The organism is Streptosporangium amethystogenes subsp. fukuiense (assembly GCF_042665875.1).
GTDB lineage: Bacteria > Actinomycetota > Actinomycetes > Streptosporangiales > Streptosporangiaceae > Streptosporangium > Streptosporangium fukuiense.
Window position 1 is genome coordinate 8218975 of sequence record NZ_JBHTEE010000001.1, and the last position, 20434, is coordinate 8239408.

The following is a 20434-nucleotide window of genomic DNA, read 5'->3' on the forward strand; positions in this document are numbered from 1 at the left end:
TAATCTACGAAGCGGTCGATACGTCGTCAAGAGTCTAACGACGAACGCTCCAGAGTGATCTTCGCTAGTCAGCGGGGGGATGCGCCCGGCCGTGCCCGGGCCGGACGCGGATCGCCGACTCGTCCAGGCCCGCCACACCCGGCTGTCCGATCAGTGCGAGGGTGCGGTCGATCTCCTCACGCAGGATCTCCAGGACCCGGCCGACACCGGCCTGGCCGCCGGCGGCCAGGCCGTAGAGCCAGGGGCGGCCGACGAGGCACGCCCGCGCCCCGAGTGCCAGTGCCTTGACGACGTCGCCGCCCCGGCGCACCCCGCCGTCGAGGACGACGTCCACCTCGTCGCCGACCTCCGCCACGATCTCCGGCAGCACGTCGAGCGCCGCGGGCAGCGAGTCGGCCTGGCGGCCTCCGTGGTTGGAGACCGCGACGCCCTGGCAGCCCACCTCCACCGCCCGCCGGGCGTCCTCGCCCGTCATCACGCCCTTGAGCAGCACGGGGCCGCCCCAGGCGGCGATCATCCACTCCAGGTCCGCCCAGGTGTGGCCGGGGTTCAGCAGGCCCGCGGTCGCGGCGGCGAGACCGCTGGTGCTGCGCTGCTCCGGCATGAGCCCGGTGAAGTTCGCGAAGGTGACCTTGGGGCCGGTGAGCAGCTCGGCCAGCCAGCGGGGATGGCTCAGCACGTCCCAGCCGGTGCGCGGGTTGACCTGGGGCGGGACGGTCAGGCCGTTGCGCAGGTCCTTCTCCCGAGCTCCCACGACCGGGACGTCGACGGTCACCACCATGGCGCCGAACCCGCAGTCCCTGGCGCGCGAGATGAGCGCCTGGATCGTGCCGCGGTCTCCCCAGGGATAGAGCTGGAACCACTGCGGCGAGGTGACGGAGCGCGCCACGTCCTCGAACGACACGCTGGAACCCGAGCTGACCACCGACACCGTGCCGGACCGCTCGGCGGCGACGGCCGCCGCGACCTCGCCGGCGCGGCCCACCATCCGGGCCAGCCCGGTGGGTCCGAGTATGACCGGCGTCTCCAACCGCCGGCCCAGCACCGTGACCGCCTGGGGACGTGAGCCGACGTCGACCAGCACGCGCGGCCGGAACGTGATGTCGGAGAACGCGCGCCGGTTCTCCCCGACGGTGAACTCGTCCTCGGCACCGCCGTCGACGAAGTCGAACACCATCCTCGGCAACCGGCGCCGAGCCGCCTCCCGCAGGTCCCGCAGCGTGATCGCCCGCCGGTACTGCCGCCTGTGCACTTGCTTCCTCCTGGTACGGGAACGTTCCCGACGCGGGCCGCGCGCCGGCGGGACCCGCGTCAGGGGGTGGCTGTGACGGGGTCAGCCCAGGTCGAGGACCGCGAACAGATCGGGGTCGCTGCGCCGCAGCCGCCGGTAGTTGGCCGCCCACATCTGCTCGCGGAAGCTGCTCCTGAGGTACGCCGAGCGGTAGCTCTCGGCGGTCGTGCGGTCCAGCGGCCTGCCGCCGACCGCCATCGCGGCCAGCTGGTAGCCCGCGCAGAGCTCCATCAGCAGCGCCTCCACGGTCACATGCTCAAGGGTGTCCCCGACGTGCAGCGATCCGTGGTGGCCCATGAGCAGGGCCTTGCGCCCGCCCAGCGCCGCGACCATGAGCTCGCCCTCCTCGGACGGCACCAGGTTCGGGTCGTCCACCCACGGCACCACCTCGTCGAGCAGCAGCGCCGCGTAGTCGTAGTACACGCCGTAGGGCTCGTCCGTCGTGCTCAGCACCGACATGTTCTTGGCGTGGGTGTGGATGACACAGTTCACGTCGGGGCGGGCCCGGTAGATGGACGCGTGGAAGTTGATCCCGACCGACGCGGGCAGCGTGGCGGGCTCGATGACCTCAAGGTCGAATCCGACCTTGCTCACGTGCTCGGGAAGCGTCTCGTCGAAGTACTGGAACGGGGTGACGAGGAACGCGTCCTCGCCGGGCACCCTGAGGCTTACGTGGCCCCCGACCTGGCTGTCGAGACCCTCTCGGTGCAGGATCCGCCGGGCGGCTGAGATCTGGAAGCGGGGGTCGCTCTCGCTCACGCGGCGGGAGGGAGCGGCACTCACGTTCGCGGTGAGAGTCATGTGATCCTCCGATTCGGCTGCCGCTCGGACGGCGGCACCGCCTGTCCGAGGAAGGCTAGCCGTGCGACTATTCCGGCGCTAGGGTTCTAGTGACGCTTGGTTCGAGTCACTGTCCGTACCCGCGGGCGCCCCGGGCCGAGGCGACGGCGGCGGCGCGACGTCCAGATGGAGGACTGATGAAGGCGGGACGCATCGGGATCCTCGGAGCCGGAGGCATGGGGTCCGCCTTCGCGGCACTTCTCGCCAGGTCCGGCCACGACGTCGTCCTCATCGGCCGTGGCAGTGAGCATGTACGGGCGGTCGCGGCACGGGGTCTCGCAGTGCTGCCGCCCGACGGGCGGCCGTGGACCGTCGCCCTCGACGTCAGCCCGCACGCCGAGGACCTGCCCCCCGGATCGCTGGACGCGGTCGTCATCCTGACGAAGGCGTACGACCTCTCGGCGGCGGCGCGTTCCGTAGCGCCCGCGCTCACGCCGGGCGGGGTCGCGGTCAGCCTGCAGAACGGGCTCGGGCTGGCGGCCCGGCTCGACGCCGTCTTCGGCGGCGAGCGCTCGCTGGTCGGCACCACGACCGTCGGTGCCGCGCTGCAGGGCCCCGGCCGGATCTCCGTCTCCGGGGCCACCGCCGCGGGCGAGTCCTTCACCTACCTGGGCGAGATGGGGGAGGCTCGCGGCGGCGCGCGCGCCGCCGGCGTCGTCGCCGCGCTGAGCGCCGCCGGCATTCCCTCGGCGTACCTCCCGCAGGTGGGCGAGGAGATCTGGCGCAAGCTCGCCCTGGCCGTCATGAGCCCGGTCAGCTCGGTCCTGCGGCTGACCGTGGGCCAGGTGTGGGCCAGCGACGAGGGCAGGTCCCTGGTGCGGCGGATGTTCGACGAGGTGGTGGCGGTCGCGCTCACGCAGCAGGTGCGGCTGGACCCGGAGCGCGCCTGGGCCCACGCGAGCCAGGTGTTCGAGGGCACCGGCGAGCACTACACGTCCATGTGCGCCGACGTCATGAACGGCCGCAGGACCGAGCTGTCGAGCATGGCCGGCGCCGTCCATCGAATCGGCCGTGAGCAGGGCGTCCCGGTGCCGACGCACGGCGTCGTGCTGGAGATGCTCGGCGCGCTCGGGGTCAGGTGAGCGCCGTGCCGACCCTCCAGGCAGTTACGTGGTAATGCTTCTAGCGACTAGTGGTCGGCAGGCTGCGGGTCCGCGGCTCCCCGGCCGAAGGGTGGCACGACGGTGATCTCACTCGCGGCAGGAACCGTGCTTGACGCCGCTCCCGCGCGGATCCTTGAGGCGGCGAGCGCGGCCGGCTACGACGCGGCCGGCCTGCGCCTCGACCCGGGCTCCGTCGGCCTCGCCGAAGCGGAGCGGCTACGCCGCCAGGCGGACGATCTTGGACTCCGGCTGCTCGACCTCGAAGTGGTGCGGCTGGGCCCGGATCGCGACCCGGACCACCAGCGACGGCTGCTCGACCTGGCCGACGCGCTCGGGGCACGGTTCCTGCTGACCGTGAGCGAGCACCGGGACGACTCCGCCACGGCATCCGACCTGTCCCGGCTCTACGAGGCGTCGAGGAACCACACCGTCCGGATCGCCCTGGAGTTCATGCGGTTCACCGGCGTGCCGACGCTGGCCGCCGCGCTGGAGGTGCTGGAGCTGACCGGCGCGGTCGACGCCGTCGTGCTCGTGGACGCGCTGCACCTGCACCGTGCCGGAGAGCTCCCCGAGGATCTCGCCGGAGTCCCGGCGGGACGGATCGGCTACGTGCAACTCTGCGACGCGCCGGCGCGCGCGCCGCAGGGACTCCAGGCGCTGTCCTGGGAGGCGAGACACGATCGCCTGGCCCCGGGGGAGGGGGACCTGCCCCTGGCCGAGCTGCTGGCCAGGGTGCACCCCGAGGTCCCGCTCAGCGTCGAGGTCCAGTCCGACCGGCTCGCCGCCCGATGGGATCCCGCGTCCAGGGCCGGACATCTGCTCGCAAGCACCCGGCGGCTGCTGGCCGCCGGCGGCACGACGATCTGAGGAGTGACCCGATTGAGAATTCTGGTGACGGGTGGTGCGTCGGGGATCGGTGCGGCGGTCTGCCGGCATCTGGACGGCATCGGCTGGACGGCCGTCCCAGCCGACCTGCACGCTCCCGAGGGAGGTCTGGCCCTCGACACGAGGGACGAGGCCGCCTGGGAGTCGGCGCTCGACGCGGCCGGTCCGCTGGACGGCCTGGTGAACTGCGCCGGGATCCGCAGCCGGTCCGGCATCACCGAGCTGGACCTGGCCGACTTCCAGAAGATGCTCGACGTGCACGTCATCGGCACCTTCCTCGGCATCCGGGGGATGGCGCGGCGCTGGTCGGCGCAGGGGAGGACCGGCGCGGTGGTGAACATCGCCTCCGTCGTGGCCACGCACGCCGTCGCCGGTCAGATCCACTACGTGGCGGCCAAGGGGGCGATCGCCGCCATGACCCGGGCGGCCGCCGTGGAGCTGGCTCCGGTCGGCGCGCGGGTGAACGCCATCGCCCCCGGGATCATCCGGACGCCGATGACCGCCGACCGGCTGACCGACCCCGACCAGACCGCCTGGCTGATGTCACGCGTCCCGGCGGGCAGGCCGGGGGAGCCGGAGGAGATCGCCACCGCGGTCGCGTTCCTGCTCTCCGACGCCGCGTCGTACGTGAACGGCGCCCTGCTGCCGGTCGACGGCGGGTGGATGGCGAGCTGACCGGCTTCCGATGGGTCTCCGGCGGGTCTCCGGCGGGAGAGGCCCCCGGAGGGGGAGGTGTCCGTTTCGCTAGGCTCGGATGATGGGCTCTCCTAGAACACTTGTGCTGTGGGATATCGATCACACGCTGGTCAGCATCGACGGGGTCGGCAGGGACATCTACGCCGAGGCGTTCCAGGTGGTGACCGGGCAACCGATGCGGCGGGTCGCTGCCATGGCGGGGCGGACCGACTGGGCGATCACGGCGGAGACGCTCCGGATGCACGACGTCGAGGTGTCGGAGGAACTGCTGGGTTCCTTCGTCGCGGCCCTCGCCGAGGCGTTCGTCGTCTACGAGGCGGAGATCTCACAGCGGGGCAGGGTCCTGGCGGGGGTGCGCGAGGTGCTCGACGTGCTGGCGGGCCGGGCCGACGTGATCCAGTCGCTGCTCACCGGGAACATGGAGCCGCTGGCGGTCGGCAAGCTCAGGGCGTTCGAGCTGGAGGGTTTCGTGGACTTCGAGGTGGGTGCCTACGGGATGGACCACGAGGACCGCGCGGTGCTGGTGGGCCTGGCGCAGCGGCGTGCCGCGCGGAAGTACGAGGAGTCCTTCACCGTGCGGAACACGGTGCTGGTCGGGGACACGCCGAACGATGTCCTGGCCGGGCTTGAGGGCGGGGCGCGGGTGGTCGCCGTCGCCACCGGCTCCAGCGACGTCCAGGCTCTGAAGGAGGCCGGCGCGGAGCTGGTGCTGGAGGATCTCGCCGACACCGCCGCCGTGGTACGGGCCCTCCTGGGACCGTCGGATCTGTAGGCCGCCTCCGTGGGCCGCGGGGAAGCGGGTACGTCAGCAGGCCGGTACGTCGACGAGCCTGACCAGTTCCGGGAGGACCGTGCCCAGCGGGGCGTCGACGGCGAGCGTCGCGTAGCCGTCGCCGCGGGTCGGGCCCTGGTTGACGATCGCCACGGGGATGCCGAGCTTCGCGGCGCGCAGCACGAACCGGCGGCCGGACATCACCGTCAGCGACGATCCGAGCACCAGCAGCAGGCGTGCTCGCTCCACCAGGGCGTAGCACTCGCGGACCCGCTCCGGCGGGACGGTCTCCCCGAAGAAGACGACGTCGGGCTTGAGCACCCCCCGGTCACACGCCCGGCAGCCGACCAGCTGGAACCCGTCGACCTCCTCGTCCGCCAGCTCCACGTCGCCGTCCGGGTTGATCGCGCCCGCTCGGGCACCGAACCGGGGATTCGCCAGCGTCAGGCGGTGATCCAGTTCCTCACGCGAGCTCGAATCACCGCAGTCCAGGCAGATCACCTGATGCAGGCTGCCGTGCAGCTCGACGACCGCCTCGGCGCCGCCCGCCTGGTGCAGGCCGTCCACGTTCTGGGTCACGATGCCGGCCACCAGGCCGCGCCGCTGGAGCCGCGCGACCGCGTGGTGGCCGCTGTTCGGCCTCGCCCCGGTCATCGCCCGCCACCCGAGGTAGCTCCGCGCCCAGTAGCGCCGTCTGGCGGCCGGGTCGCCGGTGAACGTCTGGTAGGTCATCGGGGTGTGCCGAACCAGGGAGCCGCGCGGCCCCCGGTAGTCGGGAATCCCCGACTCCGTCGATATCCCGGCCCCGCTCAGCACCACGACACCGCCCGCGGCCACCAGCTTCGCCAGCGCCCTCGTATCCTCGCTCACCCTCCCATACTGACCCACCCCGCCTACCCGGCCGGACTCGGGCACGTCCTCTCCGGATGCCTTCCGAGGTCAGCGGAAGTCGTCGGCGTGGTCGGCCGCCCACCGGCGGAACGGGGTGGCCGGTGCTCCGGTGAGTTCCGCCACGACGGAGGTGGTCGTCTCCGGGGAGGCCACCATCCGCGCGTGCGCGTCGATGATCCCCTCCGCCGCGGCGGGCGGCCAGCCCTGGTCGAGCAGCTCGCGCAGCGCGATCTCCGGTGCGATCTCCTCCCAGCGCGTCGGCCGGCCGATCGCCTCGCCGATGGCGGTCACCTGCTCCACCTGGGTCAGCGCCTCCGGGCCGGTCAGCACGTATCTCGCTCCGGCGTGGCCGGTGCCGGTGAGCACGCTCACCCCCGCGGCGGCGATGTCGCGCTCGTGGATCAGTGTCCTGGTGGCCGCGCCGTGCACCCAGCGGACGACGCCGGTCCGGCGGATCTGGTCGGCCCACATCAGGGTGTTGGCGGCGAATCCGCCGGGCCGCAGGAACGTCCACTCCGCTCCGGACCGCTCGATCAGCCCCTCGACGAGGGCATGCGAGCCGAGGATCGAGTTCGGCTCCTGGTCGGGGGCGTCGGAGGTGCCGCGCGCGGAGAGGTAGACGACGCGGCGGGCGTGCTTGGTGATCCTCTCGATGGTCGCGGGCGCCGCGTGGTCGGCCGCGAGGGTCGGCCAGACGAGGAACACCGAGTCGACCCCGTCCAGGGCGGCGTCCAGGCCGCCGGGGTCGGCCAGGTCGCCGCGTACCACCTCGGCGCCCTCCGGGAGCCTGGCGGAGGAGGGATCGCGGGCCAGCGCGCGCACGGTGGCGCCCGCGCCGAGGAGCCGGGCCACGACCTGACCGCCGACCTTGCCGGTCGCCCCGGTAACCAGAATCATGATGATCTCCTTTGTCAGTGGGAACGTCGCGATCAGTCTTCATCCTCAACCTTGGTTGAGGTCAACGGAGTCAGGGAGGATGAGGCCGTTGTCCACCGAGCGCCAGCCGTTCTCCGGAGGCGAGGGCGGGAAGGCCGGGACGCCGTGGACGCGCGGGCGGGTTCTCGCGTCGCTCGCCGTGCTGGTCGCCGGGCTACTGGTGTTCCATGACGCCGTGCCGAACGCCGTGGGCAACCTCGGCAGCCTGCTGGAGACGTTCCTGCCCTGGGTCGGCCTGGCGGTCCCCCCGCTGGCGGTTCTGGCGCTGCTGCGGCGTTCGGCCCTCGCGGCGGTGGCCCTGCTGCTCCCGGTGACGGTCTGGGCCGCTCTCTTCGGCGACCGGCTGCCGTCCGCCGGGCGGGGGGCGGCAGACCCGGCGGTGCCCCAATTGACGGTGTCTCGATTGACGGTGTCTCAATTGACGGTGTCTCAATTGACGGTGTCTCAATTGACGGTGCTCCAGCACAACGTCGCGGACGACAACCCCGATCCGGCCGGGACCGCGCGGGCCCTGGCGGCGGCCGGTGCGGATCTTGTCGCGCTGGAGGAGGTGACCCCCGAGGCGCTGCCCGCCTACGGGGCCGCCCTCGCGCCGGACCACCCCCACCGCGCCGTCGTGGGCACCGTCGGGCTCTGGTCCGCCTATCCCCTCACGGACTCCCGGCCGGTGGACATCAGGCCGAAGGGCATCGAGGGCGACTGGAGCCGGGGGCTGCGGACCACGGTGCGGACTCCGTACGGCGACGTGGCCGTCTACGTCGCCCACCTTCCCTCGCTCCGCGTCCGGCTGCCGGAGGGCTTCGGCTCCGGCCGGAGGGACGAGAGCGCCGTCGCGCTGGGCGCGGCCCTCGCCGCGGAGAGGCTGGAGCGGGTCATCCTGCTGGGCGATCTCAACGGCACCCTTGACGACCGGGGCCTGGCCCCCCTCACCACACGGCTGACCCCGGCGCGGGAGGGCTTCGACTTCAGCTGGCCCGTCGCCCTCCCCGTCGCCAGGATCGACCATGTCATGACCCGCGCGATGATCCCCGTCAGCACCTGGACCCTGCCCGCCACCGGCAGCGACCACCTGCCGGTCATGGCCCGCGTCAGGTTCTGATCCCCGCGAGAGCCGGTCGGCGCGTCGCGTTCTCCGCGGTGGCCGGAGGTGGTGACCCTACGCAGGACGCCCCGCAGCGTGGCGACGGTGGCGGCGTCGATCCCCACGGCGGTGCCGATCCGCCACCGAGCCGGACGGATCACGGTGAGACCGGCGTGGGCACCCCCTCCGCGGTCGTCTCGTCGTCCTCGATCACCGCGCCGCTGAACTGCGCCGAGTACAGGCGGTGGTAGGCGCCGCGGGTGGCGAGCAGCTCGTCGTGGGTGCCGTGCTCGACGATGCTTCCCTCCTCCATCACCAGGATGAGGTCGGCGTCGCGGATGGTCGACAGCCGGTGGGCGATGACGAAGCTGGTGCGGTCCGAGCGCAGCGCGGCCATGGCGTGCTGCACCAGGACCTCGGTGCGGGTGTCGACCGAGCTGGTGGCCTCGTCGAGGATGAGCAGCGACGGGTCGGCGAGGAAGGCGCGGGCGATGGTCAGCAGCTGCTTCTCGCCGGCGCTGACATTGCTCCCCTCCTCGTCGATCACCGTGTCGTAGCCGTCCGGCAGGGTGCGCACGAAACGGTCGACGAAGGTGGCCCGCGCGGCGGCGAGGATCTGCTCCTCGGTGGCCCGGGGGTTGCCGTAGGCGATGTTCTCGCGGATGGTGCCGCCGAACAGCCAGGTGTCCTGGAGCACCATGCCGATGTGCGAGCGCAGGTCGTCGCGGCGCATCGCGGTGATGTCGATGCCGTCGAGGGTGATCCGGCCCGAGTTCAGCTCGTAGAAGCGCATGACGAGGTTGACCAGGGTGGTCTTGCCCGCGCCGGTCGGGCCGACGATCGCGACGGTGTGCCCGGGGTCGGCCACCAGGGACAGGTCCTCGATGAGGGGCTGCTCCGGGTCGTAGCTGAAGGACACGTGCTCGAACTCGACACGGCCCCGTCTGGCGGTGGGCACCACCGGATCGGCCGGGTCGGGCTCCTGCTCCGCGGCGTCGAGCAGCTCGAAGACCCGCTCGGCCGAGGCCACCCCCGACTGCAGCAGGTTGGCCATCGAGGCGACCTGGGTCAGCGGCTGGGTGAACTGCCGGGAGTACTGGATGAACGCCTGCACGTCACCCAGGCTCATCGCCCCGGTGGCGACCCGCAGGCCACCGACGACGGCGATGGCGACGTAGTTGAGGTTCCCGATGAACATCATCATCGGCATGATGATCCCGGAGATGAACTGGGCGCCGAAGCTGGCCTTGAACAGCTCCTCGTTCCGCTCCCTGAACACCTCCTCGACCTCGGGGCGGCGGCCGAACACCTTCACCAGCTCGTGGCCGGTGAACGCCTCCTCGATGTGGGCGTTCAGGGTGCCGGTGTGCTTCCACTGCGCGACGAAGTGCCGCTGTGAGCGCTTGGCGATCATCCCGGTGGCGACCATCGTCAGCGGGATGGTCACCAGGGCGATCAGCGCGAGCAGCGGTGAGATCACGAACATCATCGCGAGCACGCCGATCACCAGCAGCAGCGAGTTCAGCAGCTGGCTCATGGTCTGCTGCAGGGTCTGCGAGACGTTGTCGATGTCGTTGGTGACCCGGCTGAGCAGCTCGCCGCGCGGCTGGCCGTCGAAGAACCTGAGCGGAAGCCGGTTCAGCTTCTCCTCGACCTCCTCCCGCAGCCGGTAGACGGTGCGCTGCACCACGTCGTTGAGCAGGTAACCCTGGTACCAGGCGAAGACCGAAGAGGCGACGTAGAGCGCCAGCACCCAGAGCAGGACCGTGCCCAGCGCGCCGAAGTCGATGCCCTGACCGGGTACGACGTCCATCCCGGCGAGCAGGTCGGCGAAGTTGTCGTTGCCGGAGGCGCGGGCCGCCTCGATCGCCTGCTGCGTGCTCGTCCCGGCGGGCAACTGCTTGCCGATCACCCCGGTGAAGATCAGGTCCGTCGCGTACCCGAGGATCTTCGGCCCGACGACGGAGAACACCACGCTGATCACGGCGAGGCCGATCACGGCCAGCAGCTTCGGGCGATCGGGGTTCATCCGCCGGGCCAGCCGCCGCGCGGAGGGCCCGAAGTTCATCGACTTCTCCGCGGGCATCCCGGCCCCTCCCATGGGGCCCCGGCCGAAGCCGCCGCCTCCGACGGGTGGCCGCGGTCGCGCGGTCGTCGTGGAACTGTCACTCATGCTGCGGTCTCCGCGGCTAGTTGGGACTCGACGATCTCGATGTACGTCGGGCAGGAATCCAGCAGCTCGTCATGGGTTCCCAGGCCGACGATCACGCCGTCGTCCAGGACGATGATCTGATCGGCGTCGGCGATGGTGGAGACCCGCTGGCCGACGATGATGACGGCGGCCTCGGCGGTGTGCGGGCGCAGGGCGGCGCGCAGCCGCGCGTCGGTGGCCAGGTCCAGGGCCGAGAACGAGTCGTCGAACAGGTAGATCTCGGGCTTGCTGACCAGTGCCCTGGCGATGGACAGCCGCTGTCGCTGCCCGCCGGACACGTTCGTGCCGCCCTGGGTGATGGGCGCCTCCAGGCCCTCGGGCATCGCCTCGACGAAGTCGCGAGCCTGGGCCACCTCCAGCGCCTCCCACAGCTCCTCGTCGCCGGCGTCCGGGTTGCCGTAGCGCAGGTTGCTGGCGACGGTGCCGCTGAACAGGTACGGCTTCTGCGGCACCAGGCCGATGCGCGACCAGAGCACCTGGGGGTCGAGGTCGCGGACGTCGACGCCGTTGACCGAGACCGTGCCCGAGGTGGCGTCGAACAGCCTGGGCACCAGCGAGACCAGCGTCGTCTTGCCGGAGCCGGTGCTGCCGATCACGGCGGTGGTCTGTCCCGCCGCCACCCGGAAGGAGATGCCGGACAGCACGGGCGCCTCCGCGCCCGGGTAGCGGAACTCGACGTCGCGCATCTCCAGTTCGGCGCGGCCGCTCACCTGCCGTACCGGGTCGCTGGGCGGCGTCACCGACGACTCGGTGTCGAGCACCTCGGTGATGCGCTCGGCGCAGACCGCGGCGCGCGGGATCATCATCGAGATGAAGCTGGCCATCATCACCGACATGAGGATCTGCATCAGGTACATCAGGAACGCGGTCAGGGCGCCGATCTGCATCTCGCCGCTGTCCACCCGCCCGGCGCCGAACCAGAGCACGGCGATGCTGGAGACGTTGAGGATCAGCATCACGGTGGGGAAGATGAGCGCGGTCAGCCGTCCCACCCGCAGCGCGGTGTCGGTCAGCTCGTCGTTGGCCTCGGCGAACCGGCGGGTCTCCTCACGCTCGCGGACGAAGGCGCGCACCACGCGGATGCCGGTGAGCTGCTCGCGCAGCACCTGGTTCACCCGGTCGATGCGCTCCTGCATCGCGCGGAACTGGGGGACCATGCGGACGATGATCAGGCCGATCGAGACCAGCAGCGCGGGGACGCAGACCAGCATGAGCCAGGACAGGCCGAGGTCCTGGCGCAGCGCCATGATGATGCCGCCGGCGCCCATGATGGGGGCCGCGACCAGCATCGTGCAGGTCATCACGACGAGCATCTGGACCTGCTGCACGTCGTTGGTCCCGCGGGTGATCAGGGAGGGGGCGCCGAAGTGGGAGACCTCCCTGGCGGAGAAGCCGCCGACCTGGTGGAAGATCGCCGAGCGGACGTCGCGCCCGAAGCCCATGGCCGCGTGGGAGCCGTAGTAGACCGCCGCGATCGAGCAGGCGATCTGCACGAGGGAGACGGCCAGCATCCAGCCTCCCGCGGTGAGGATGTAGCCGGTGTCGCCGGTGGCCACGCCCTGGTCGATGATGTCGGCGTTCAGGCTGGGCAGATAGAGCGAGGCGATGGTGCCGACCAGCTGCAGTACCACCACGGCGGTCAGCGCCGCCGAGTAGGGGCGCAGGTAGGTGCGGAGCAGACGGGTCAGCATGGGGTCTCTTTAGGTGGGGTGGCCGGGAGAGGGGCGTCGTACCGGGGGGCCGGCCGTCGGCCGGTCTCGTCCGTCGTCCCGGTAGCCGGGATCATGAGGATTTCCTCCAGCGGGGGAGTGTCGGGCTCAGCCTGCGACCTGAACTTCGGTTGAGGTCAAGGGGGCGGGCCGAGATGGGGAGAGGTGCGGAGCCCGACCGGTGGCCTGGAAACGATCTCCGAGAGCGGCAGCGGGTCGCTTTCGACGAACTCCCGATGGTCGCGCGCGACAGGCGGCGGCCTTGGCGCAGCCGGTCGTGGGGGCTCGATCGGGCCGGTGAGCACCTGCCGGATGAGGGAGCCCTGGCACGTCGGTCATCCTACAAAGCAAGTGGACAGGTCGCTCACCCATTTATTGCGGTTCAGCCGCATGTGGTGTTCGGGGGACCGGAGGGGCCCCGGTGAAAGGAGTGATCGTTTCCGGCGGAGCGCGGAATCTTTTTCCGGCAAATGTAGGAAAACGGCGCGAAAAACCCCATCTTTCACCCGATGCGGCGGGCCTCATCTGCGATCTAACGTCGTGTGGCAGACAACCTGACATCACCACGACAGCCGTCTGCCTGTCGGCCAGGAGATCACCTGATGCCCCGTGCCCTCGCCCACCGTCCGTGGGTGCCCACCGTCACCGAGGATCGCGTCCAGTCCGTACTGAAGGCCGTGACGGACCAGACCGCCTCCTCGATCCAGAACGAGATCGAACGGCTGGTGGCCGGCAACCACCGCATCCACGACGTCGAGTCGGTCAACCTGAACCCGGCCACGAACATCATGAACCCCCGGGCCGAGGCGCTGCTCTCGGCCGGTCTCGGGTCGCGGCCGTCACTGGGGTACCCGGGTGAGAAGTACGAGATGGGTCTGGAGGCGATCGAGCAGATCGAGATCATCGCCGCCGAGCTGGCCGCCGAGGTCTTCGGCGCCGGCTACGCCGAGGTACGCGTCGGCTCGGGAGCGCTGGCGAACCTCTACACCTTCATGGCCACCTGCGAACCCGGTGACACGATCATCGCCCCGCCGGCGAGCATCGGCGGCCACGTCACGCACCACGAGCCCGGCGCGGCCGGCCTGTACGGGCTGAACATCGTTCCCGCCCCCGTCACGCCGGACGGCTACACGGTGGACGTCGACGCCCTGCGCGAGCTCGCCGAGCGGGTCCGGCCGAAGCTGATCACCATCGGCGGCAGTCTCAACCTGTTCCACCACCCGGTGGCGCGCATCCGCGAGATCGCCGACGCGGTCGGCGCCCGCGTGCTCTTCGACGCCGCCCACCTCTGCGGCATGATCGCCGGAAAGGCGTGGCCGCAGCCGCTGGCGGAGGGCGCCCACCTGATCACCATGAGCACGTACAAGAGCCTGGGCGGGCCGGCGGGCGGGCTCATCGTGACCGACGACGCCGAACTGGCCGAGCGGCTCGACGCGATCGCCTACCCGGGACTGACCGCCAACTTCGACGCGGGCAAGACCGCCGCGCTCGCCATGACCATGCTCGACTGGAAGGCGGCGGGGCCCGCCTACGCGCAGGAGATGATCGCGACCGCGCGGCGGCTGGCGGACGAACTGCTCGCCCTCGGCGTCCCGATCTTCGCCGCCGACCGGGGGTGCACCCGCTCCCACCAGTTCTCCGTGCCGGCCCACCGCTACGGCGGCGGGCAGCGGGCCGCCCGGCGGCTGCGCGAGGCGAACCTGCTCAGCAGCGGCATCGGCCTGCCGATGGAGGCGGTCGAAGGGGACGTGAACGGCCTGCGGATCGGTACGCCGGAGATCGTCAGGCTCGGGATGACCGAGGCGGACATGCCGGAGCTGGCCTCGTTCATCGCCCGCGGCCTGGACGAGAACGTCGACCCGGGCACCGTGGCGCCGGAGGTCACCGAGTGGCGGAGCCGCTTCTCCGGCGTGCGCTTCACGGTGGACAACCCCTCCTGAGGAGGGCATACGCCGCGCTGTGCTGAAATCCGCCCGTATCCCGGCTCCCGTGTTAGCGGCGTGGAAGCCGGGGTAGGGCGGCCGTGCGCCCGCCGTCGCGCACCCCGCCAGGGGAGATCCGATCATCCGGCGGCCGGTCCTTGTCCGGGGCGTGGCCGCAGGGGCCCGGCGTGAGAGGAGAGCACGGTGGCCGACCAATCGGATCTGATCCTCGACCTGGTGTGGCAGGAGTTCCACGAGGTGGTGAACATGACGTCTGAGGAGCTGCGCGCCTTCCTGCTGGCGTCGGCCTCGGCGGACGGGGGCGTCGCCAGGAGCCCCGAGTCGGCCATGCCGCCGCTCGGACGCCAGGTGCTCGGGGTCCTCGGCAAGCGGAAGGACGACCTGACCGCGGACGACATCGAGACGATGCGGCAGGCCGTCGACCGCGTCGAGGACACGCTGGCCGAGGGGAGGGTCGGCGATGACGACGACGACCGGCGGCGGGCGCTGCTGGAGGTCGGGCACAACCCGCTCCGGCCGTCCCGGCTCCGGGGCTGACCTCAGGCGCGCGCCGACCAGCGGGCCAGCAAGTCGGCCTCCCGGTCGGGGGTGATGGTGTCGGCCGTGTCGAAGGACGACTCCGCCTCGCGGATCTCGCGGATCGACCGCCCCAGGGGGCGCGGGCCGAGTCCCGCGGCGCGGGCGGCGGCGGGGTCGGCGGCGTTGATCGATTTTTGCGGGTCGCCTTCTGACCACAGGGGTAGCGACAGGCCGTTCTCCCCCTCGGCGAGCAGGAAGTCCTGCCCGACCCAGGTCAGGGTGGTCTCCGGCGGCCCGACCTCGGCCACGATCGCCTCCAGCAGGTCGCCGAAGGAGAACGGCGGGGGAGGGCTGACCGCGTGGAAGGTGCCCGGATGCCTCCCCTCGACCATGGAGACGACCCAGGAGGCCAGGTCGCGGGCGTCGATCACCTGGATGGGGTCGCCGGGGTCGCCGGGCGCGAGGACCTCTCCGCCGCGCGCGATCCGGTTGACCCAGTAGGTGAAGCGGCCGGTGTGGTCATGCGGGCCGATGACGTACGTGGGCCGTACGACCAGCGTCGCGGGCCCGAACGCGTCCACCGAGGCCCGCTCGCACAGCACCTTCATCGGCCCGTACACCTCGCCGGTCACCGTCTCGGGGATCGGCCCGTCGAGTTCCGCCAGCGGGGAGTCCTCGGTGAAGCCCGGCCGTTCGGGCGCCTGGTAGACCGCGGTGCTGGAGACGAAGACGTACTGGCCGGTGGAGAGCGCGCCGGCGAGCGAGGTGACCTGCGCCGGATGGTAGGCGCTGACGTCGACCGTCGCGTCCCAGTGCCGGTCGCGCAGCACGGACAGGTCGGCATTGCGGTCGGTGAGCAGGTGCTCGGCCTCGGGGAACAGTTCGGGGCCCGTCATGCCCCGGTGCAGCAGGGAGACCCGGTGCCCGGCCGCGATCGCGGCCGCGGTGATGTGCCGGCCGACGAACCGGGTGCCGCCGATGATCAGGATTCGCATACCTCACATTGTGGCGAATCGGCCGAGGTGACCCGCAGAGCGTTTCGCGGTCAGTAGCCGCCGAACCAGCCGGGGACGTCGAGCCGGAAGACGTCCCCCGAGGTCACGGCGCGCAGGTCGGACTCCAGGGCGCGCAGGCGGTCCTCGCCGAGGGTCCTCGCCCAGCCGGCGCGCAGGTCCTCGAAGATGCGCGCGGACCGGGCGAGGCTGTCGAAGCCCCGCTCGGTGAGCCGCACGATCTTGCGGCGGGCGTCGCCGGGGTCGGAGCGCCGCTCGACGTAGCCCAGGTGCTCCAGGGTGTCCACGGTCTTGCCCGCCGCCTGCTTGGAGACGCCCAGCCGCCGGCCGAGTTCCACGGCGGTGGTGCCCTCGGGGCCGATCGCCTGCAGGACGAACCCATGCATCGGACGCATGTCGGGGTGTCCCTGGCGGGCGAGCTCCACGTGGAGCTCGTCGATGAGCATCCGGAAGCCGAGGAAGAGCCTGAGCGGAAGTTCGAAGCCCGGAGGGTCGGCCGGCACGATCGTCTCCGCCTCACTATTTCGACAATGGTGTTGTCGAGCTTAGGGACTCCCGCCGTGGCTGTCATCCACGGGGTGGCACACACCCCGAGTGGGCGTTCGGACGGGCACCGGCCCCACGCGCGCCGACGGCATCGCCAGGCCGGGCGCACCGGCTCGGTGAAGGGTCGTCTTCACCGCGGGCGCCCGTCGGGGCGGCGCGGGTCCTGGAGCCACTTGTCGGTCTGGCGGGTCGCGTTGGGCGCGCCGGGGGTGCCGGGCGAGCGGCGGGTGGCGCGGGTCTCGGTCACGGTGAAGTCGGCCACCACGTGCCGGTTGTGCAGCAGGAAGCCGACGACGCCCGCGATCGCCTGCACGCTGCCCCCCGCACGGGCGTGGCCGGTCAGGAGGTAGACCAGCGGCGTGGACGGCTGGTCGAGGGCGAAATGGCGGTCGTGGTGGTGCGCGTCCTGGAGCGTTCTTATCGGGATCGGCCGCGAGGTGGTGAACCACGCGGCGACCTCCCAGGAGGGCTGGGTCTGGTCGCCGTCGGTCGATTCCTCGTAGCAGGTCGCGCAACCCCGGCGAGCGTCCTGCCCGTGGGGGCACGCCCAGGCGGCGAGGTCGTGCGGCATGCTGCGCTCGGACATGAGCTGACCGTACCTTCCCGTACGGAGAGACCGGCGTTTCGCCGTCCCCCCGCGCCGGGGCATCGGGTTTTCCGTCGGATGACCCCGGCGTCGTGCTGTCTCGGTTGTTGTCGCCTGCCCGTTTCCGGCCCCGGTACTCGCCCGCTCCCGCGAGTGCGCCCGCGAAATATCCATATATTTCGTGGTTTCTGCAGGTCATCGAGAGGAAGGAGTGATCTTGGGGGCGTTTCGAGGGCTTCGGTGTGGGCATCGGACCGATCGGGGGCATCGAACGGGGGACGCATGGCGCGTGGGTTTGACGCGTCCGCTCACTACGGGCGGCGCATCGCCGACGTTCACGACGGCGGCATCACGGTGAACGACTCACCCGGGGGCGCGTGCAGGCCCCTGACGGCTTCCGGGTTCCCGGCGAACCCGGATCTCTCGGCGGCTCCGGAGACGCCGAGGTCTCCTGGGCAGCCGCGTCTCCCCGAACTGCTGGGCTCTCCCGGGTCTGGACCGTCACGCGCCGCGAAGCCCCCGGGACCCTCGGGGCCCCAGAGGTCCCCGAGATCCCTGAAGCCCGCGAAGCCTCCGGGGCGCTCGAAGCCCGCCGAGCGCACGGACCCGCCGGACCGGCCGGCGCTGCCCGCCGCGCGGGGCCCGATCAGCGCCCTGCTCTTCGAACGGCTGGTACACCCACCGCACCGCTTCGGCCTCCTGTCGCTCCCGCTGCTGTCGTTCCCCGCCCGTTTCGCGGGCCCGGTCCTCGCGGACGAGGACGTGCAGCTGGCCCTCTTCGTCTGCTACGAGCTGCACCACCGGGGCTTCGAGGGCGTGGACGAGCGATGGGAGTGGAACCCCTCGCTGCTGGAGGTGCGGGAGATCCTGGAGGCACGGTTCGAGGAGGGGCTGGCGCGGGCCGTGTCGTGCCCGCCCGCCCAGCGGCCCGAGCACCTGAGCCAGGCCCTGACCGATCTGGTGGCCGCCGCCGTCGACGGCCCCGACCTGCCGGGGTTCCTCCAGCGGCAGGCCGACCTCGCACAGTTCCGCGAGTTCGTCGCGCACCGGTCGATCCACCACCTGAAGGGAGCCGACCCGCACACCTGGGCGATCCCCCGGCTGAGCGGACGCCCCAAGGCGGCGCTGGTGGAGATCCAGGCGGGCCGGTACGGCGGCGGGCACGTCGAGCGGACGCACTCCGAGCTCTTCCGGACCACCATGCGCCGGCTGGGCATGGACGACTCCTACGGTGCCTACCTCGACCAGGTCCCGGCGATCACGCTGGCCGTCTCCAACGCGATGTCGCTGTTCGGGCTCCACCGGCGCCACCTCGGAGCGCTGCTCGGCCACCTGGCGGCCACCGAGATGACCTCCTCGGTCCCCAACCGCCGCTACTCCAGGGGCCTGCGGAGGCTGGGGGCGGGCGAGGCGGCGAGCCGTTTCTACGACGAGCAGGTGCGGGCCGACGCCGTCCACGAGCGGACCGCCGCGCACGACATGTGCGGCGGGTTCGTACGGCAGCACCCCTCGCGGGTCGGTGACATCCTGTACGGGGCGGCCTGCGCGCTGACCCTGGATCGGCTTTTCGCCGAGCATGTCATGAGCCGGTGGCGGCGCGGCGTCTCGTCACTGCGGGAGGTGGGCGCGGCGAGGCCGTGACGACCGAACCAGGTGGTACCGGCGGGGGGAGGCCCGTACCTCGGTCTCAGTGCCCGCCCATGGCCTGGCGGATCACGTCGCGGGTCCGGTCCACGAGCGCCAGCGGCGTCCCGAGCAGCAGGTTCTTGACCGCCGATTCGGTGCCCGGATGCGGGTGGGTCGGCGCCAGCGCCTCGGCCGCCTTCACCCCGGCGGCCAGGGCCCGGCGCTCGGCCTCGCTCGTCTGGGCGCGGAACCGGGGAAACTCGTGGCTCTCCTCGGCATGGGCGTGGGCCAGCACCGCCGCCCGCAGGACCTGCAGGTGCCCGGGGAAATCGGGATGGTCGGCGCCCAGCCTCTCCAGGTCGGAGAGCATCTGCTTGGCCTCCCGCTCCTCGGTGAGGCGCTCGTCGACCACGCTGTCCCCGTCCTCGATCTTGAGGCGCGCGTAGGGGTGCACGACCTCCTCCTCGGCGGTCTCGTGCACGGCCAGCAACCGCACCAGGCGCTGGAAAGCCTCGGCACGCCGGTTCCCCGCGGGAGCGTTCTCCACCTCGTCGAACAGATCCCTGATCATCACGTGCTGGCGTACCAGCAGGTCCACCACGTCGTTCTCGTCCATCAGCTCGGGCACGTTCCCGTGGTCACTCATAGGTCCCCCCTTGTCAACAAAACGCTTACCCCCATCCGGGCGTCGAAACCCGAGGCGCCCCGGCACGGGCCGCGCGCCGGTGACCGCGTACCCGGAGACGCCCGCGCGAAGCCGCGGTCAGACGGTGATCCACTCGGTGACGACGGTCGCGCCCGCGAGGTGGCAGCGGAGGCTGAAGGGCCCGGCCGGGACGTCGTGGACGAACCTGCCCAGCTCGTCGGTGGCCAGCGTGGCCGGACGGTGCCCGAGGACCTCGACCTCCGCGGGCCCCGGCGGCATCAGCTGGCCCACCACGCGCCCGCCGTCGGCGGTCACGGTGACCTCCAGGTCGACGGTCAGCTCCGCACCCTGGAAGGTCAGAATCCGCGGCGCCCTGTCGCCCCGCACCCGTGCGGGCCCGCTCAGGGAGTCGAAGACCAGCTCGGCCAGCTCGGCGTCGAGAGCGCGGAGCGTGTAGGCCTCGACGGCGACCTGCAGGAGCTCGGAGGGAACGGGGTCGAACAGCTCGACGGCGCGGCGCAGCTCCGCCTCAAGCGCGTCGTCGCTCATCGGAAGCCCCGTTCCGCGAGGAGGACGCGCAGCCGCCGCAGGCAGCGCTGCCTGATCGGCCCGATGCTCCCGACGGCGATGCCGAGCGTCGCCGACACCTCCTGGTAGCTGACCGGCGGCGAGGCCATGAGCAGCCGCAGCAGCCGCCGGCAGTTCTCTCCCAGTTCCTGGAACGCCTGCCACATGGCCCGCATCCGCTCCCGCTCCATCGACGCCTCCTCGGCGTCGACCACCGCCTGCTCTGGCGTACGACCGTCGGCGGCGCGGTCGAACACCTCGGGGTCGTCGCTCGGCGAGACCCGCCGAGCGGTCCTGATCACCTTGACGCACTCGTTCCGCGCCGTGCTGGCCAGCCAGGCCCCGACCCTGTCCGGCTCGCGGATCCGCGCGAGGTTCTGCGCGAGCCGGAACCAGGTCGTCTGGTAGACCTCCTGTGCGTCCGCGTCTCTCAGTCCGTGGGCGCGCACGACGGACCACACGAGCGGGCTGAGGCCCTCCACCAGGGATTTCCACGCCGCGGTCTCCCCGTCCACCGCGGCGCGGAAGAGGATGCCGGTCGAGTCTCGATCCACGGTGACGTCCCCTTGCCT

The 20434-nt window shown here is 71.7% G+C and carries 20 protein-coding genes; 8 read left to right on the forward strand and 12 right to left on the reverse strand.

The annotated features are described in order from the left end of the window. Positions 1-64: 64 nt before the first annotated feature. Complete coding sequence (locus tag ACFQVD_RS36625; protein WP_343965735.1) at positions 65-1252, reverse strand: alpha-hydroxy acid oxidase; 1188 nt, start codon at positions 1250-1252, stop codon at positions 65-67. Positions 1253-1333: 81 nt separating this feature from the next. Then, positions 1334-2092, reverse strand: a complete 759-nt coding sequence (locus ACFQVD_RS36630) for a class II aldolase/adducin family protein (protein ID WP_343965737.1) — start codon at positions 2090-2092, stop codon at positions 1334-1336. 176 nt (positions 2093-2268) lie between these two features. On the opposite strand from ACFQVD_RS36630, the gene ACFQVD_RS36635 reads away from it, so the two are divergent. The 4 genes from ACFQVD_RS36635 to ACFQVD_RS36650 all read left to right on the forward strand — a co-directional run bounded on the left by ACFQVD_RS36635 (position 2269) and on the right by ACFQVD_RS36650 (position 5587). Continuing rightward, complete coding sequence (locus ACFQVD_RS36635) at positions 2269-3213, forward strand: ketopantoate reductase family protein (protein WP_343965740.1); 945 nt, start codon at positions 2269-2271, stop codon at positions 3211-3213. Between the two features lie 102 nt (positions 3214-3315). Further along, positions 3316-4101, forward strand: a complete 786-nt coding sequence (locus tag ACFQVD_RS36640; RefSeq protein ID WP_343965742.1) for a sugar phosphate isomerase/epimerase family protein — start codon at positions 3316-3318, stop codon at positions 4099-4101. A gap of 12 nt (positions 4102-4113) precedes the next feature. Continuing rightward, positions 4114-4794, forward strand: a complete 681-nt coding sequence (locus ACFQVD_RS36645; RefSeq protein WP_343965744.1) for an SDR family NAD(P)-dependent oxidoreductase — start codon at positions 4114-4116, stop codon at positions 4792-4794. 82 nt (positions 4795-4876) lie between these two features. Then, positions 4877-5587, forward strand: coding sequence for an HAD family hydrolase (locus tag ACFQVD_RS36650; RefSeq protein WP_343965747.1), 711 nt, complete (start codon positions 4877-4879; stop codon positions 5585-5587). A 33-nt stretch (positions 5588-5620) separates the two neighbouring features. Here the strand turns inward: ACFQVD_RS36650 and ACFQVD_RS36655 are convergent, their stop codons facing one another. After that, complete coding sequence (locus ACFQVD_RS36655) at positions 5621-6457, reverse strand: NAD-dependent protein deacetylase (protein WP_343965749.1); 837 nt, start codon at positions 6455-6457, stop codon at positions 5621-5623. Between the two features lie 69 nt (positions 6458-6526). Further along, a complete protein-coding gene (locus ACFQVD_RS36660) occupies positions 6527-7375 on the reverse strand; it encodes an NAD(P)H-binding protein (protein WP_343965751.1) in 849 nt (282 codons plus the stop codon). Between the two features lie 79 nt (positions 7376-7454). Here ACFQVD_RS36660 and ACFQVD_RS36665 point away from each other — a divergent pair, with 79 nt between their 5' ends. Beyond that, complete coding sequence (locus ACFQVD_RS36665) at positions 7455-8513, forward strand: endonuclease/exonuclease/phosphatase family protein (RefSeq protein WP_343965753.1); 1059 nt, start codon at positions 7455-7457, stop codon at positions 8511-8513. Between the two features lie 139 nt (positions 8514-8652). On the opposite strand, the gene ACFQVD_RS36670 is transcribed toward ACFQVD_RS36665, so the two are convergent. Then, entirely contained in the window at positions 8653-10668 is a 2016-nt protein-coding gene (locus tag ACFQVD_RS36670) for an ABC transporter ATP-binding protein (protein WP_343965755.1), read from the reverse strand. Beyond that, entirely contained in the window at positions 10665-12398 is a 1734-nt protein-coding gene (locus ACFQVD_RS36675; RefSeq protein WP_343965757.1) for an ABC transporter ATP-binding protein, read from the reverse strand. The genes ACFQVD_RS36670 and ACFQVD_RS36675 overlap by 4 nt, the downstream gene beginning before the upstream one ends. A 620-nt stretch (positions 12399-13018) precedes the next feature. Between ACFQVD_RS36675 and ACFQVD_RS36680 the strand changes: the two genes are divergently transcribed. After that, positions 13019-14356: a serine hydroxymethyltransferase gene (locus tag ACFQVD_RS36680; RefSeq protein ID WP_343965759.1), complete on the forward strand. Its 1338-nt coding sequence runs from the start codon at positions 13019-13021 to the stop codon at positions 14354-14356. Positions 14357-14542: 186 nt separating this feature from the next. Continuing rightward, positions 14543-14896 carry a DUF3140 domain-containing protein gene (locus ACFQVD_RS36685; RefSeq protein WP_343965761.1) on the forward strand — a complete coding sequence of 118 codons (354 nt, stop codon included), beginning with the start codon at positions 14543-14545 and terminating at the stop codon, positions 14894-14896. Positions 14897-14898: 2 nt separating this feature from the next. Here the strand turns inward: ACFQVD_RS36685 and ACFQVD_RS36690 are convergent, their stop codons facing one another. The 3 genes from ACFQVD_RS36690 to ACFQVD_RS36700 form a co-directional block, all read right to left on the reverse strand. Continuing rightward, positions 14899-15873, reverse strand: coding sequence for an NAD-dependent epimerase/dehydratase family protein (locus ACFQVD_RS36690; protein ID WP_343965764.1), 975 nt, complete (start codon positions 15871-15873; stop codon positions 14899-14901). 50 nt (positions 15874-15923) lie between these two features. Continuing rightward, positions 15924-16394, reverse strand: coding sequence for a MarR family winged helix-turn-helix transcriptional regulator (locus ACFQVD_RS36695; protein WP_343965766.1), 471 nt, complete (start codon positions 16392-16394; stop codon positions 15924-15926). Positions 16395-16567: 173 nt separating this feature from the next. After that, on the reverse strand, positions 16568-17023 hold the full coding sequence (locus tag ACFQVD_RS36700) for a hypothetical protein (protein ID WP_343965768.1): 456 nt from the start codon (positions 17021-17023) through the stop codon (positions 16568-16570). Between the two features lie 282 nt (positions 17024-17305). On the opposite strand from ACFQVD_RS36700, the gene ACFQVD_RS36705 reads away from it, so the two are divergent. Next, positions 17306-18664: an iron-containing redox enzyme family protein gene (locus ACFQVD_RS36705; RefSeq protein WP_343965772.1), complete on the forward strand. Its 1359-nt coding sequence runs from the start codon at positions 17306-17308 to the stop codon at positions 18662-18664. A gap of 46 nt (positions 18665-18710) precedes the next feature. On the opposite strand, the gene ACFQVD_RS36710 is transcribed toward ACFQVD_RS36705, so the two are convergent. The 3 genes from ACFQVD_RS36710 to ACFQVD_RS36720 form a co-directional block, all read right to left on the reverse strand. Further along, positions 18711-19295, reverse strand: coding sequence for a hemerythrin domain-containing protein (locus ACFQVD_RS36710; RefSeq protein WP_343965775.1), 585 nt, complete (start codon positions 19293-19295; stop codon positions 18711-18713). A gap of 117 nt (positions 19296-19412) precedes the next feature. Beyond that, complete coding sequence (locus ACFQVD_RS36715) at positions 19413-19844, reverse strand: hypothetical protein (RefSeq protein WP_343965777.1); 432 nt, start codon at positions 19842-19844, stop codon at positions 19413-19415. Continuing rightward, a complete protein-coding gene (locus ACFQVD_RS36720; protein ID WP_343965779.1) occupies positions 19841-20416 on the reverse strand; it encodes an RNA polymerase sigma factor in 576 nt (191 codons plus the stop codon). Before ACFQVD_RS36720 ends, ACFQVD_RS36715 begins: the two co-directional genes overlap by 4 nt. Positions 20417-20434 lie beyond the last annotated feature (18 nt).